At 43.5% G+C, this 13,503-nt stretch carries 12 protein-coding genes; 9 read left to right on the forward strand and 3 right to left on the reverse strand.

What is annotated here, in order from left to right:
- Positions 1–38 precede the first annotated feature (38 nt).
- The 5 genes from ACW6QF_RS00220 (at position 39) to ACW6QF_RS00240 (ending at position 6,653) form a co-directional block, all read left to right on the forward strand.
- Positions 39–302, forward strand: coding sequence for a carboxypeptidase-like regulatory domain-containing protein (locus ACW6QF_RS00220; RefSeq protein ID WP_456086376.1), 264 nt, complete (start codon positions 39–41; stop codon positions 300–302).
- Between the two features lie 591 nt (positions 303–893).
- On the forward strand, positions 894–1,943 hold the full coding sequence (locus ACW6QF_RS00225; protein ID WP_298546537.1) for a linear amide C-N hydrolase: 1,050 nt from the start codon (positions 894–896) through the stop codon (positions 1,941–1,943).
- Between the two features lie 44 nt (positions 1,944–1,987).
- The gene (locus ACW6QF_RS00230; RefSeq protein WP_456086377.1) at positions 1,988–2,755 is read left to right on the forward strand and encodes an ADP-ribosylglycohydrolase family protein; all 768 of its coding nucleotides are present in this window, start codon (positions 1,988–1,990) and stop codon (positions 2,753–2,755) included.
- 285 nt (positions 2,756–3,040) lie between these two features.
- Positions 3,041–5,629, forward strand: coding sequence for an ATP-dependent chaperone ClpB (gene clpB, locus ACW6QF_RS00235; protein WP_298546532.1), 2,589 nt, complete (start codon positions 3,041–3,043; stop codon positions 5,627–5,629).
- A 139-nt stretch (positions 5,630–5,768) separates the two neighbouring features.
- Positions 5,769–6,653, forward strand: coding sequence for an AraC family transcriptional regulator (locus ACW6QF_RS00240; protein ID WP_456086378.1), 885 nt, complete (start codon positions 5,769–5,771; stop codon positions 6,651–6,653).
- A 4-nt stretch (positions 6,654–6,657) separates the two neighbouring features.
- Here the strand turns inward: ACW6QF_RS00240 and ACW6QF_RS00245 are convergent, their stop codons facing one another.
- The 3 genes from ACW6QF_RS00245 to ACW6QF_RS00255 are packed head-to-tail and all read right to left on the reverse strand — an operon-like array spanning position 6,658 to position 8,597.
- Positions 6,658–7,215 carry a hypothetical protein gene (locus tag ACW6QF_RS00245; RefSeq protein WP_298546528.1) on the reverse strand — a complete coding sequence of 186 codons (558 nt, stop codon included), beginning with the start codon at positions 7,213–7,215 and terminating at the stop codon, positions 6,658–6,660.
- A gap of 15 nt (positions 7,216–7,230) precedes the next feature.
- Positions 7,231–7,380: a hypothetical protein gene (locus ACW6QF_RS00250; RefSeq protein ID WP_298546526.1), complete on the reverse strand. Its 150-nt coding sequence runs from the start codon at positions 7,378–7,380 to the stop codon at positions 7,231–7,233.
- 35 nt (positions 7,381–7,415) lie between these two features.
- Positions 7,416–8,597 (reverse strand): agmatine deiminase family protein, encoded by a 1,182-nt coding sequence (locus tag ACW6QF_RS00255; protein WP_298546524.1) that lies wholly within the window; start codon positions 8,595–8,597, stop codon positions 7,416–7,418.
- A gap of 73 nt (positions 8,598–8,670) precedes the next feature.
- Here ACW6QF_RS00255 and ACW6QF_RS00260 point away from each other — a divergent pair, with 73 nt between their 5' ends.
- From ACW6QF_RS00260 to ACW6QF_RS00275, 4 genes are all read left to right on the forward strand, one after another.
- Positions 8,671–10,425, forward strand: coding sequence for a RecQ family ATP-dependent DNA helicase (locus ACW6QF_RS00260; protein ID WP_456086379.1), 1,755 nt, complete (start codon positions 8,671–8,673; stop codon positions 10,423–10,425).
- An 80-nt stretch (positions 10,426–10,505) separates the two neighbouring features.
- Positions 10,506–10,832: a hypothetical protein gene (locus ACW6QF_RS00265; RefSeq protein ID WP_456086380.1), complete on the forward strand. Its 327-nt coding sequence runs from the start codon at positions 10,506–10,508 to the stop codon at positions 10,830–10,832.
- Positions 10,833–10,877: 45 nt separating this feature from the next.
- Positions 10,878–11,558: an OmpA family protein gene (locus tag ACW6QF_RS00270; protein WP_186930361.1), complete on the forward strand. Its 681-nt coding sequence runs from the start codon at positions 10,878–10,880 to the stop codon at positions 11,556–11,558.
- Positions 11,559–11,798: 240 nt separating this feature from the next.
- Positions 11,799–13,484: a leucine-rich repeat protein gene (locus ACW6QF_RS00275; RefSeq protein WP_456086381.1), complete on the forward strand. Its 1,686-nt coding sequence runs from the start codon at positions 11,799–11,801 to the stop codon at positions 13,482–13,484.
- Positions 13,485–13,503 lie beyond the last annotated feature (19 nt).

Here is a 13,503-nt window from a genome sequence, read left to right on the forward strand (position 1 = left end):
TTAAGGGAGAGTGGAAATTAATACAAACTTTATATTAGATGAAAATCGGGATCGGTATTTTACTATTATTCTTTGTTGCCTCCTTGCAGGCACAGAATATCACAGGAAAGGTTACGGACAATGAAAACCAACCGGTAGACGGTGTGACCATCGTTTTGCAGGCAATAGATTCTACTTATATAAGCGCTTCTATTTCAGAGGCAGACGGGACTTTTGTGCTGGAGAGCCGGCCGGAAGAATATCGCTTGATCGTGCAACATAAAAATGCAGGTAGGATTAATTGTATCTACCCCTTATTGTAAATAAAAGATTATTTCACAATTGGACAGCCTCCCGGTTGTAAGATTTAGAAGCTTCTTTTTAGAGGGTGAAAAACGGCTTTTTTTATTTATTTGCCGGTTTATTGCCGTGAAGACGGTCTTCATCGCTCTGATGAGGGACTTTGTCGCCATGAAGACGGTCGTCATTACTGACAATCTCGGCACTTCTCGGCACTGACGACCGTCTTCGTGGAAATAAACTGCGCACCTCACAGGAAAAAGGATGGAAAAATCCATTGGCATAAATTGGGGACGTTTCCTTTTTGTCCGGGAATATTCGATTCTCCGGGAGTTAAGTTTTACCACATTGTTACATTTATTACGTTTAGACTGACAAAACAAAAACGACATATGGATGAGATGCCTGCTTCATAATGCCTGCGTTATCTTGTAAATACTTGAACCGGACAAAATGTAAGAACAAAATGAGCTGGAATTTTCGATGAAATAGAAAAATGGCGCAAACAGGGGTTATTGTCGATTTTATTCTGTTATAAGTTGTTCTGAACAACCGGAACTATCATGCACGTATCCCTGTTATAGGTATAGTTTGGAGATATTAAAATTATAGTTATGACAAAGAGAAATAAGTTGGCAGCCTTATCTGTGGCGGTTGTAGGCCTGATGTTTTTGGCAGAGCAAAGCAATGCCTGTACGCGTGCGGTCTATCTGGGCCCGGATGATATGATCGTGACCGGAAGGACGATGGATTGGAAGGAAGACCCGCAGTCGAATATTTATCTCTTTCCGAGGGGAATGGAGAAGCGGGGAGGGATTACGGATAATACGGTAACGTGGACTTCCAAATACGGGAGTGTCGTGACCGCCGGATATGATATCGGGGTTTGTGACGGTATGAATGAAAAAGGCCTGGTGGCGAACTTGCTTTTCCTGACCGAATCTTCCTATCATCGTCCGAATGATCATCGTCCGGTGATGGGGCTGAGCATCTGGACACAATATGTCTTGGACAATTTTGCGACGGTGGACGAAGCAGTGAATGAACTGAGCCGGGAAATTTTCCGTATCGACGCTCCGGATTTACCCAACGGAGCCAAATCTACCTTGCACCTTTCCATTTCGGACGCGACCGGGAATAGCGCCATCTTTGAATATATTGATGGCAATCTGATTATTCATGAGGGGCGCGAGTGTCAGATAATGACCAATTCCCCAACCTATGACAAGCAATTGACTTTGAATGATTACTGGAAACAGATTGGCGGTTTGGTTATGCTGCCCGGAACCAACCGCGCTTCCGATCGTTTTGTCCGTGCATCGTTTTATATCCAGGCTCTGCCGCAAACCGGTAATTTCCGGCAGGCTGTCGCCGGTGTTTTCAGTGTGATGCGTAATGTTTCGGTTCCTTTGGGGATATCTATTCCCGAACAGCCCAATATCGCTTCGACGCGCTGGCGTACGGTGGCAGATCAAAAGAATAAAGTCTACTATTTCGAGTCAACGCTTAGTCCCGATATTTTCTGGATCGACTTCAAAGACCTGGATTTTAGGGCCGGAGCTCCGGCGAAGAAGCTGACGCTCACGGATGGGGAGATTTATGCGGGCAATGCCGCCGGAAAGTTCCAAGCCGGAAAGACACTTCATTTTCTGTTTGGAATATAAGAAACTGTTTTGTATTTTTATATCCAAATAAAAAAGAGAGCAATATGATAGGAGCAATAGCCGGGGATATTGTCGGTTCCGTATATGAGTTTGATAATATAAAGACAACGGCTTTTCCGTTATTTACCAGAAAAAGTAGTTATACGGATGATACGATTATGACGGTCGCCGTGGCCGACTGGCTATTGCATGGAGGGAATCTGGTGCAAGTTATGCACCGTTACGGCAGGGAGTTCCCGTGTCCGATGGGTGGCTATGGGGCACGTTTCGGGCAATGGCTTTGTGAAACGAATCCGCAGCCTTATAATAGTTGGGGCAATGGTTCGGCTATGCGGGTTAGCGCAGTGGGATGGATCTTCGATTCGTTGGAAAAGACGTTGCAAGTGGCTGAAGAGACGGCTGCCGTTTCCCATAACCATCCGGAAGGGATCAAGGGGGCTCAAGCTGTGGCTGCCGCTATCTATCTGGCTCGTACAGGAAAAAGCAAGCAAGCTATCCGGGAATATATTGAAGCGACTTTCTTCTATGATTTGAATTTTACCTGTGACGAAATCCGGCCGGATTATCACTTTAACCCAAGCTGTCAGGGAACCGTCCCGGAGGCGATCGTCGCCTTTTTGGAAAGTACGGATTTTGAAACAGCAATCCGTTTGGCCATTTCTCTCGGTGGTGATTCAGACACGTTAGCCTGCATTACGGGAGGAATAGCAGAAGCCTTTTATGGAATATCCGAAGACTGGAAAATCGAAGTGTTGAGACGGCTGCCGGAGACTTTTGCCGAAGTTATTGAAGAGTTTTATCGAAAAATATGATTATCGGATTTTTTCGTATATCTACGATATTCTTTATTGATGATCAAAAGTTAAGTAGAAAAAGTCCCATCTTGACAAGGCAAAAGTAAACCTTTTTCCCTACCGCCTTGTTCTTTTCCCGACAATATGTAAAAAGCGGCGTGAAACGAGACTGTTCGACAGGTTCGCCAAATGCGTAGTTTTAAAATAAGTGACAAAATGACATATTTTGTTTCTGGTATTTGTTTTGTAGGAATGTATGTGAGAATTAGAAATGAAAAATAGAATTGAAAGGAGTATAACTATATGAATTTAAACAATTTTACAATTAAAGCACAGGAAGCCGTTCAGCAGGCCGTGCAACTTGCTACTCAGAACGGGCAGCAGGCGATTGAAGCCGTGCATTTGCTGAAAGGTGTCATTATGACGGGTGAAAGTGTGACCAATTTCATCTTTCAGAAACTGGGTGTCAATATCCAGAATCTGAACCGTGTGTTGGATGCACAGATCAGTTCGTTGCCGAAAGTATCAGGCGGAGAACCTTACCTGTCGAGTGAAGCGAATGCCGTTTTGCAGAAAGCAATCGACTATTCATCCAAAATGGGAGACCAGTACGTTTCTCTGGAGCCGATCATTTTGGCCTTGTTCACGGAAAAGAGCACAGCTTCCCAGATTCTGAAAGATGCCGGTGTGACGGAAAACGAATTACGCCAGGCCATTGAAGAGTTGCGGAAAGGAAATAAAGTAACCAGCCAGTCTGCCGAAGATACATATGATGCGCTGGGTAAATATGCAATCAACCTGAACGAACGTGCCCGTAGCGGCAAGTTGGACCCGGTGATTGGCCGTGACGACGAGATCCGCCGTGTACTTCAGATCCTGAGCCGCCGTACGAAAAACAATCCGATCCTGATTGGCGAACCGGGTGTCGGTAAGACGGCGATCGCCGAAGGTCTTGCACATCGTATCGTGCGGGGCGACGTGCCGGAGAACTTGAAATCGAAACAGATTTTCTCTTTGGATATGGGGGCTTTGGTTGCCGGAGCCAAATATAAAGGTGAGTTTGAAGAACGTCTGAAAGCCGTAGTCAACGAAGTGACTAAATCGGATGGGGAAATCATTCTTTTTATCGATGAGATCCATACATTGGTCGGTGCCGGCAAGGGCGAAGGCGCAATGGATGCCGCCAATATCCTGAAACCAGCTTTGGCCCGTGGCGAATTGCGTTCGATCGGTGCTACGACACTGGATGAATATCAGAAATATTTTGAGAAGGACAAGGCGCTCGAACGTCGTTTCCAGATTGTTATGGTAGACGAACCGAACGAATTGGATGCCATTTCCATCCTGCGTGGTTTGAAGGAAAAATACGAGAACCACCATAAGGTCCGTATCAAAGATGATGCAATCATCGCCGCCGTCCAACTGTCTACACGATACATCACCGACCGGTTCCTTCCCGATAAGGCGATCGACCTGATGGATGAGGCCGCAGCCCGCCTGCGTTTGCAGATCGACTCCGTGCCGGAATCCCTCGATGAGGTATCCCGTCGTATCAAACAGCTGGAAATCGAACGTGAAGCGATCAAGCGTGAAAATGATAAAGGAAAACTGGAACAACTCAATAAGGAAATAGCCGACCTGAAGGACGAAGAAACGAAACAGAAGGCCCAGTGGCAAAGCGAAAAAGAGCAGATCAACAAGATCCAGCAGAATAAGATCGATATCGAAAACCTGAAGTTTGAAGCCGATAAGGCCGAACGTGAAGGCGACTACGGTAAAGTAGCCGAAATCCGTTACGGAAAGATCCAACAGAAAGAAGCGGAGATAGAAGAAGTTCAGGAAAAACTGAAGACGATGCAAGGCGCCGCCGCCATGATCAAGGAAGAAGTAGACAGTGAAGATATCGCGGATGTAGTATCTCGTTGGACGGGAATCCCTGTCAGCAAGATGATGCAGAGCGAAAAGGAAAAATTGCTCCATCTCGAATCCGAACTGCATACACGTGTGATCGGGCAGGAAGAGGCGATCAGTGCGATTTCCGATGCCGTGCGCCGTAGCCGTGCGGGATTGCAAGACCCGAAACGACCGATCGGCTCATTTATTTTCCTCGGTACGACAGGAGTCGGTAAGACGGAACTTGCCAAAGCGTTGGCTGAATATCTGTTCGACGACGAGAATATGATGACACGTATCGACATGAGCGAATATCAGGAAAAGTTCAGTGCGACCCGTTTGATCGGTGCGCCTCCGGGATATGTCGGCTATGACGAAGGTGGTCAGTTGACGGAAGCGATCCGCCGTAAACCCTATTCGGTCGTTCTGTTTGATGAAATCGAGAAGGCCCATCCGGATGTTTTCAATATCCTCTTGCAGGTGTTGGATGACGGCCGTCTGACCGACAATAAGGGCCGTGTCGTCAACTTCAAGAATACGATCATCATTATGACCAGTAACATGGGTTCGTCCCTGATTCGTGAAAACTTCGAGAAGATGACACCCGAAACACATGATCAGGTAGTGGATGAAACGAAGATCCAGGTGTTGGAATTACTGAAGAAGACGATCCGTCCGGAGTTCCTGAACCGTATCGACGATATCATCATGTTTACTCCGCTTAACGAAGAAGAGATCCGTAAGATCGTCACCGTTCAGCTGAATAGTGTGAAAAAGATGTTGGCTCAGAACGGTATTGCCCTGGAATTTACAGATGCAGCTCTGGCGTTTATCTCGGACAAAGGGTTCGATCCGCAGTTTGGCGCCCGTCCTGTAAAACGTGTTATCCAGAAATACGTGCTGAACGAACTGTCTAAAGAATTGTTGGGCGGAAAAATCAATAAAGATCGCCCGATCACAATCGACAGCGACGGCGCAACTTTGGTCTTTAAGAACTAAAGATGGTTTGATTGATATATATTATGTGAAAGGCTCTGCTCCCGAAAAGGGGGACAGGGCTTTTTTTGTTACTTGTACGTAAATAGATTAGAGAGGGTATCGTGGATATTACTTATATTTGTCTGGTTAATAAATTACCATGAACTACAAATCACATATAGAGACCGTGTTGCATTATATAAATATGCAAATACACCGTGATTGGTCTTTGGAGCCTGACGGAGCCTTTAATGAATCAATCTGCATCAATGCGCTTTCCAAAGTGGCTTGCTTGTCAAAACGTAATTTCCAATTAGTTTTCAAATCCGTTATGAAGGAATCTCCGGGGCGGTATATCAATCGTGTCCGGCTTGAATATGGATTACAATTGTTGAAAGAAAAGCGTTATACTCAAAAAGAAATCGCTGAACGTACAGGTTGGACGAACGATACCGCTTTCTATAATGCTTTTAGGAAAAGATATTGGCAGTCGCCAACAAAGTATAAATTGGATAAATTTGCTTCGGATGTGGTTTTGGACAAGATAGGCTGTTCTCTTCTTGAATTGACGGAGAGACCTATTATCTTTCTCATTTATCAAGGTAGTTATGTCGATTGTGCTTCCGAATGTTTTGAAGAAAGAAGTTGGGAAAGGCTTTATGAGTATGCCCTGTCGCACGATTTACTACCAGAGGCGGTAGAATATTGGGGTATATGTTATGATGACCGGGAAATAACGGTTGATGAAAAATGTCGTTTTTATGCTGGACTGACGGTTCGTCATTTACCGAAACTGAAAGTGACAGATGAAATAAAAACGATGCTTTTGCCTAAGTCCCGATATGCCTTGTATGTGCATAAAGGGGCTTATGACGAACTTGATTCTTTTTATGATGCTATCTTGCAACAAATTCCTGATGGTTATCTATTGGGTGAAGACTTGATTTTAGAACGGTATTTGAACAGTGTCGCAGATACTCCGGAAACGGATTTATTGACCGAAGTCCTGCTACCTGTCGTTGAAGTCCGTTCTGAATTATTGTAAATAGTTATTTTTTACAATAAAATAGATATTCAGCATCAATAAAATGGACGAAATTTAGATAGTCCTCTTTGTACTTGTTTTGGGCTTTTGCTTGGTTTGTTTCGTCATCTTTATTGAAGTTGATTTTTCTCTTTTTGCTTAAGATCTCTTTCTCTATTTTTTCATTACATACGATTAATGGATATTCATCTCGTGTCATGTTGAATGCATCGAAAAGATCAAATAGTATCCAAGAACATTTTAAAGGGCCTAAAATAATTTCATCGCCGTGTTTGAGGCTTTTGATCAGAATCCCGCCATAGTTTTCAGAATCACTTTTGAATGTCAGGTCTACACCACTCTGGTGGAAAAACCACTTACCTGCTTCTGTGATTCGTGGATAAGTTATGGCATCTTTATGTCCATTTGTGTAGTAATAGAACTCTATTTCGTGAAAGTCATATGCCTCATTTCCTTTTTGGATGTGATACTCTTGAAATAATAATTGGGCAATATTTTTGAATCTGTTTTCGAGTTCTTCAACATTGACATCTCTCAAATCTAATAAACTTTGCAATTTCATATTGTATTCTTAATTTTAGTGTTTATCATCTTGTTTTTTCAACTCATGCAAAAGCTTTTTCTGGTTCTTGGCAATTTTATCAGTGCCGTTTATCCAGCGTTGTAGCTTAACTCCGATTCGAAATAAGACAACAAAAATAACGATAAATAATAGTAACTCTTTCATTTTTCTTCTGTGTTTATATATTTTTTGTATTCCTGTTATTGAACAATGAAAATCTCGTATTGATGGGTGTTTTTCATATATTCTAAAATCAAATCAATGGTTTGGTCTACAAGCTCCATTGGGATAGGATTGGGAAAATTTTGATAAGTCTGTTCTTGTTCAAGAAAGAGATGTACTTGGCTTTTTATATTTTCATGTCCTAATTCAATCCCTGGTGCTATGTTCCAAACGGCTTCAAAACATTTTACTATCTGCAAGTAATCGAAAGTAGACAAATAAGTACCCAATCTGCTTAATACGAACAGTCCTTGCTCTGACTTGTCAAGTCTTTTTTCGGGTATATTATTTTGAGGAAGAAAATAGGGATTTGTTTTTATATTCCATGCAATACAATTGAGGACACCTCCGTCAACAGCAATTTCGTTGGATTTTATAGGAATGACTCTGCAATGCGGGAATAACTTTCTTGTTTGTGTTAAAGCATAGTCGTCTGTTTCCAAATCGAATAAAGGAAATAATAAACAATTTTCAATCTGTAAAAAATTGATATATGTTCCTTTGGCGGTGTAATCTCCATCTTTATTTTTTTCGTTTATAGTTTGGGATGAATATGGAATGATGTTTAATCCGGTTTTTTCCAAAGCCTTGTCCATTTTTATGCGCCAACTTTTGCTTTCGTTGGAATAATCGGCAACGAGCAGGTCTGTATCGTTCATGAACCGAACCATTCCATCGGCGTGTCCGGTTATGTCGTAGGGCAACTGGGGGATTATAAAGACATTATCAATATCGATTTCTTTTTTCAATGTGCTACAAATTGTTTCTTTACTGAGTTTCAGATTTTCTTTCAGGACTTTTTCTGTTAGTATGACATTCGATGCCGATTTGACGAAATTACCTCCGTCAATAACCATGTCGATATGCTTGGGTGTTATTTTGTGGTGAATCCTGATTTCGTCTTGTATTGTCAGCTTGGAAATGTGCTGCGGCGTAAGGCAATAATCCGGAAAGAAGTTGAATTGTATGAATTTATCCGTGTCTACCTGAATGGGCATATAGTCTCTGCACCAGATATCGCGTGTGTTTCGGATAAAACCGTAACCGATTCTTTTTCTAATTAATATCCTTTCCAACCTTTTCCAAAGCGGGGCATATTGTTTGTTCTCTTTTATCAAGGAACTGAAATAAACGAAATTTGTTTCTTTGTCTGTTATCATGTTTTTAAAGTTTGATGAGGCTAAGTTCGGTTCAAATGAGATATTGAAGGCTATTCAAAAGTGCAAAAAGAATATGGGTTTTGCGACAAACCATCCTATCTTTGCAGAAACGTTCGATAATATGCACAATCCATTACAAGTTCTGAAGCACAACTGGGGCTATGACGGGTTCCGGCCGGGACAGGCGGAAGTCATAGATAGTATCCTGTCCGGGCATGATACATTGGCGCTTATGCCGACGGGAGGTGGTAAATCCATTACTTTCCAGGTTCCGGCATTGGCGATACCGGGTATTTGCCTTGTGATCAGTCCGCTTGTCGCTTTGATGAAGGACCAGGTGAAGAACCTGCAAAAGCGAGGGATTTTGTCGGCGTTTATCAGTTCGGAAATGCAGCATTGGGAGATTTTGCAACAACTGGATAATTGCATCTTGGGAGATTATAAGTTCCTTTATATCGCCCCCGAACGAATCTCTTCCGAGCTCTTTCAGGGGAAATTAAAGTCTTTGTCAGCGAAAGTGAATTTGTTGGTTGTAGATGAGGCGCATTGTATCTCACAGTGGGGAAATGACTTTCGCCGGGATTATCGTCTCATCGCTGATATTCGTGATGCCATTCCCCGTGTTCCGGTAATAGCTGTTACGGCTTCTGCTACGGCTTCTGTAGTCGCAGATATCTGCGAACAGCTTCATTTTCGTCGTGGTTATAAGATTTTTAAAACCTCTTTCCAGCGGAATAACCTCTCCTTCGTGGTTCGTAAAACGGATAATAAATTGATGGAGATTTGTCATATTTTATCTTCCGTCCCCGGTTCCGCAGTGATCTATAGCCGTACTCGCAAAGGTGTAGAAGAGTATGCCGGAAAGCTACGTGCAGCAGGCATCTCGGCCGAATATTTCCATGCAGGATTGGAATCGACCATAAAGACAGAGCGGCAGACTGATTGGCAGAAAGGGAATATTCGTGTATTGGTTGCCACTAATGCGTTTGGTATGGGTATTGATAAAGGGGATGTCCGCTTGGTTATCCATACGGAGTTCCCCGATTCGATGGAAGCCTATTACCAGGAGGCGGGGCGTGCCGGTCGTGATGGAAAGCGGGCCTATGCCGTGGCTTTGTTGGGACCGCAGGATATTACAGACATAAAGGGGCGCCCTTCCAAAACTTTCCCTACAATCGAGTATATCAAGCGAGTATATGAGGCTCTTTGTAACCGCTTTCAGATTGCAGAAGGAGATGGGGAAGGGACTGTCGTTTATTTGGAAGAACAACAGTTTTTGCGGGATTGGCATTTCGATAAAGGCCGTTTGCGTGCCTCTCTTGAGATATTGTCTTTGTCGAACTATCTCCGGTTCGAACCTTATCCGGATTCCCATCCTTATTTAAGGTATGACCAGCCCCGTTGGACGCTTGACCGCTTTCTTGAAGATGATTCTCCGGCTGCTCAAATACTTGTTGCCGTTCTGAGGAATTATGAAGGGCTTTTTTCCGATGGCGTGTTTGTCAGTATAGACCTGCTGGCAAGAAAGACCGGATTGGAACCTTTGCAGGTTGCGAAAGTATTGGGTTATCTTCGGAACATCGGTTTTTGCTATGTCCCTCCCCGCAAGAATCCCCGGATCACTTTTAAGATGATCCGCGTTCCCTTGGAACGCCTTTCTATTTCGACAGCTTCTTACGATGACCGTTTGGCTGCTTTCAAAATGCGAATCGAAAAGGTAGTGGAGTATCTTGAGACTCAAGGTTGCCGCCAGGAGTTTATTTCCGAATATTTCGGCATGGAAGGGACACGGTGCGGGTGTTGTGACAATTGCTTGCATAAAGAGTGAAGATTTGTAAGGAAAATAATGGGCAAAGTTCGATTATTCCAATATCTTTGCAGCATCTATCAACCAAAAATTAAAAAGATATGAGTGACAAAGACGATTTGATTTACGATGAAGACGATTCTGTAGCATTTATCCAGAACTATCTTCCCCAGGAATTGAAAGGAAAATTCAGTAATGACGATATTAATTATATTGTGGATCTGATTTATGAGTTTTATGAGTCGAAGGGTTTTCTTGATGAAAATTCCGATGACAATGCCGAAATTGATATTGATGAAGATGAATTGATCGGGTTTGTTGTAAAAAATGCTCAGAAAGACAATGTAGGCAAGTTCGCTCCTGAAGACATCACTTTTATTGTACAGGGAGAACTTGAATATTGCGATTCCATCAACATGTTCGAATAATAGACTGTTGTATAATTACAATATAGTTTACAAAAGAATAAGAAGATGAGAAATTTTAAGTTGTTATCAGTTTTGCTGCTTTGTATGGCAGTCGTTTTTACGAGTTGTGGAACATGGAACAATACCGCTAAAGGTACGGCTATCGGAGTCGGCGGAGGTGCGGCGGTAGGTGCCGGAGTCGGCGCTTTGGCTGGTAATACCGCGTTGGGTTCGATAATCGGTGCTGCCGTGGGCGGGACTGCTGGTGCTCTGATCGGTAAGAAGATGGACAAACAGAAGAAGGAACTGGAAGCTACGCTGCCGGAAGAAACGACTGTCGAGACCATCAACAACGGTGAGGCGCTGAAGGTCACATTTGATTCAGGCATCTTGTTTGCTACCAATTCGAGCACTTTGAGCGATGCCTCCAAGAGTGCTTTGCGTAATTTTGCAAACAGCCTGAAAGCCAACCCCGATACGGATATCAAGATTGTCGGATATACGGACAATACGGGTAAAGTCGACTATAACCAGACATTATCCGAGAAGCGTGCAAAGAGCGTGTATGACTATCTGATGCTGCAAGGCGTCAGCAGCGACCGCATGGTTTATGAAGGCAAAGGTGTTCATGATCCGATTGCCTCTAACGATACTCCGGAAGGACGCGCACTGAATCGCCGTGTCGAAATTATCATCCTGGCTAACCAGAAAATGATCCAGGAGGCACAGCAGGGTACATTGCGTTAAGAAGTAGTAAATTGGAATTTATAAAAAAGGGGATGTCCGGCTTTCGGATATCCCTTTTTTTGAGATTATATAATTATTAAGTTTTGTTGTTTTTTCTATCATATTATCTCTATCTTTGTCTGTATGCTTGGAAATAATTGTTGATAAACAATAGGTATTGTGATAAAAACCGCCTCCTTTGCGATCAGTCATATTTGAGGCGATGCCTTGTACAATTGTTAAACCATAAATAATAAGAGTATGAATGAATTTTTACACATTGGAGCAGGACATAAGATGAATGTCTTATTGGTATTGGCCGGATTATTGTTGTCATCGGCACATGTCGCAGGAAGTACCGGATTGGCTTCATCCGAAGCCGCTGATGCCACCTTGAAATCCCTTTCTTACAAAATAGGGGAAGATGGCTATAGTGTACCGGTCAATAATTTTAAGCCGGACACTTATAACTACGAAGTCCCTTACAACAGTAATGAAGATGCAATCAGTCAGGGAATGCCCCCTGTTTACACGGATGCGCAAATGGATACGTATAGGATTTATCCGGTTGCTGAGCCGAATGATCCGGATGCGACGCTGGTCATTACGGATGTCCCGTTGAAACAAGGCGGTTTGGCTAAGGTACAAGTGACATCGGCAGATAAGACGAAAACAAATACTTATACCTTCTTTCTGGTCAGCCGGAAGGATGCCGGTAAAAAATATTATGTGGTTTCCGAGTTGGAGCATTTGACATTAGAAGCCGATTCGTTTAAAGTCAGCAGAGACGGTCGGTTTGTTGGTAAATTGGTACCGGAAAGCGGATACGAACTGCCCCAAAATATCACAGTCGAATATGGAAGTGATGTTCAGAAGGTTTCTGGCGACATTTATTCTTCTGCAACAGGAGAAATTAATCTGAATGCATCCTGGCATATGTTGATTCGTGCGAAAGGAGTGAAGGAGTCGGATTTCTTTGTGGCAGACCATGTGAAATACCAGATAACAAGTTCGGAAAATGTAGCTGTTATAGGTACGGATGTCGAAGATAATGCCACATGGACCGTAACGGATTGTATCATCCCTGCAACTGTTTCGAAGGACGGCAAGAGCTATCGGGTGACGGAACTCGGCGAAGAGGCATTTATCGGATGCAAAAAATTAAAGTCGATTACATTGCCTGCCGGCTTGACTACGATCGGAGAACGTTGTTTTGCCGGATGTGTCGGTACGTTGACGGAAATGCATTGCCTGAATCCCGTCCCTGCTGTTTTCCCAAAATTGTTTTTCCATGCAACAATGGAGGATTTATTTAATTCCTCACCGGTGTATGACTGTGTCTTATACGTTCCTTCAGGCTCCAAAGCACAATACGCGCAGGCGGAAGGTTGGAAAAACTTTGGTGGAATATTAGAAGAAGGGGAAATGATAGAACCGGTAGTTGGCGAAACAACCGATAGTACAATGACTGTAACCTGTAATACATTTGAACAGGCAACCGGTTATATTGTAAAGGTGTACGAGGACGCGGCTAAGACCCGGCTGAAGGATGAATATCAGTTCGATGCCGACGGCAAACTCCGTTCGTCTTCATTCTCTTTTACAATCGAGGGACTGTCAGCCGGTCGAACCTACTATATTGAGACAATGGCTGTCCGGGAAGGAGATTATCCGACTCCGATTATCATATCACAAAATACGATCGAAGTCAAAACGACCGGCACGGCGACCGGTAATGAAGGCGTAACGGTCGATAGGCCGGTTGTCTGTGTACAAGGCGACGAGGTCGTGATTCGTGCAACCGGCGGGATCCTTGTTCGCATCTATGACCTTTCCGGACAATGTATTGTCGCCGGCAAGGTCGCCGGATATGGCTCTTTCCAACTTGCAAAAGGCTTGTATATCGTGGTGGCAGGTGAAGAAAGTCATAAGATTGTAATACGATAAGATCGGCTGCCAACAAAAC

Source organism: Parabacteroides sp., from assembly GCF_977054455.1.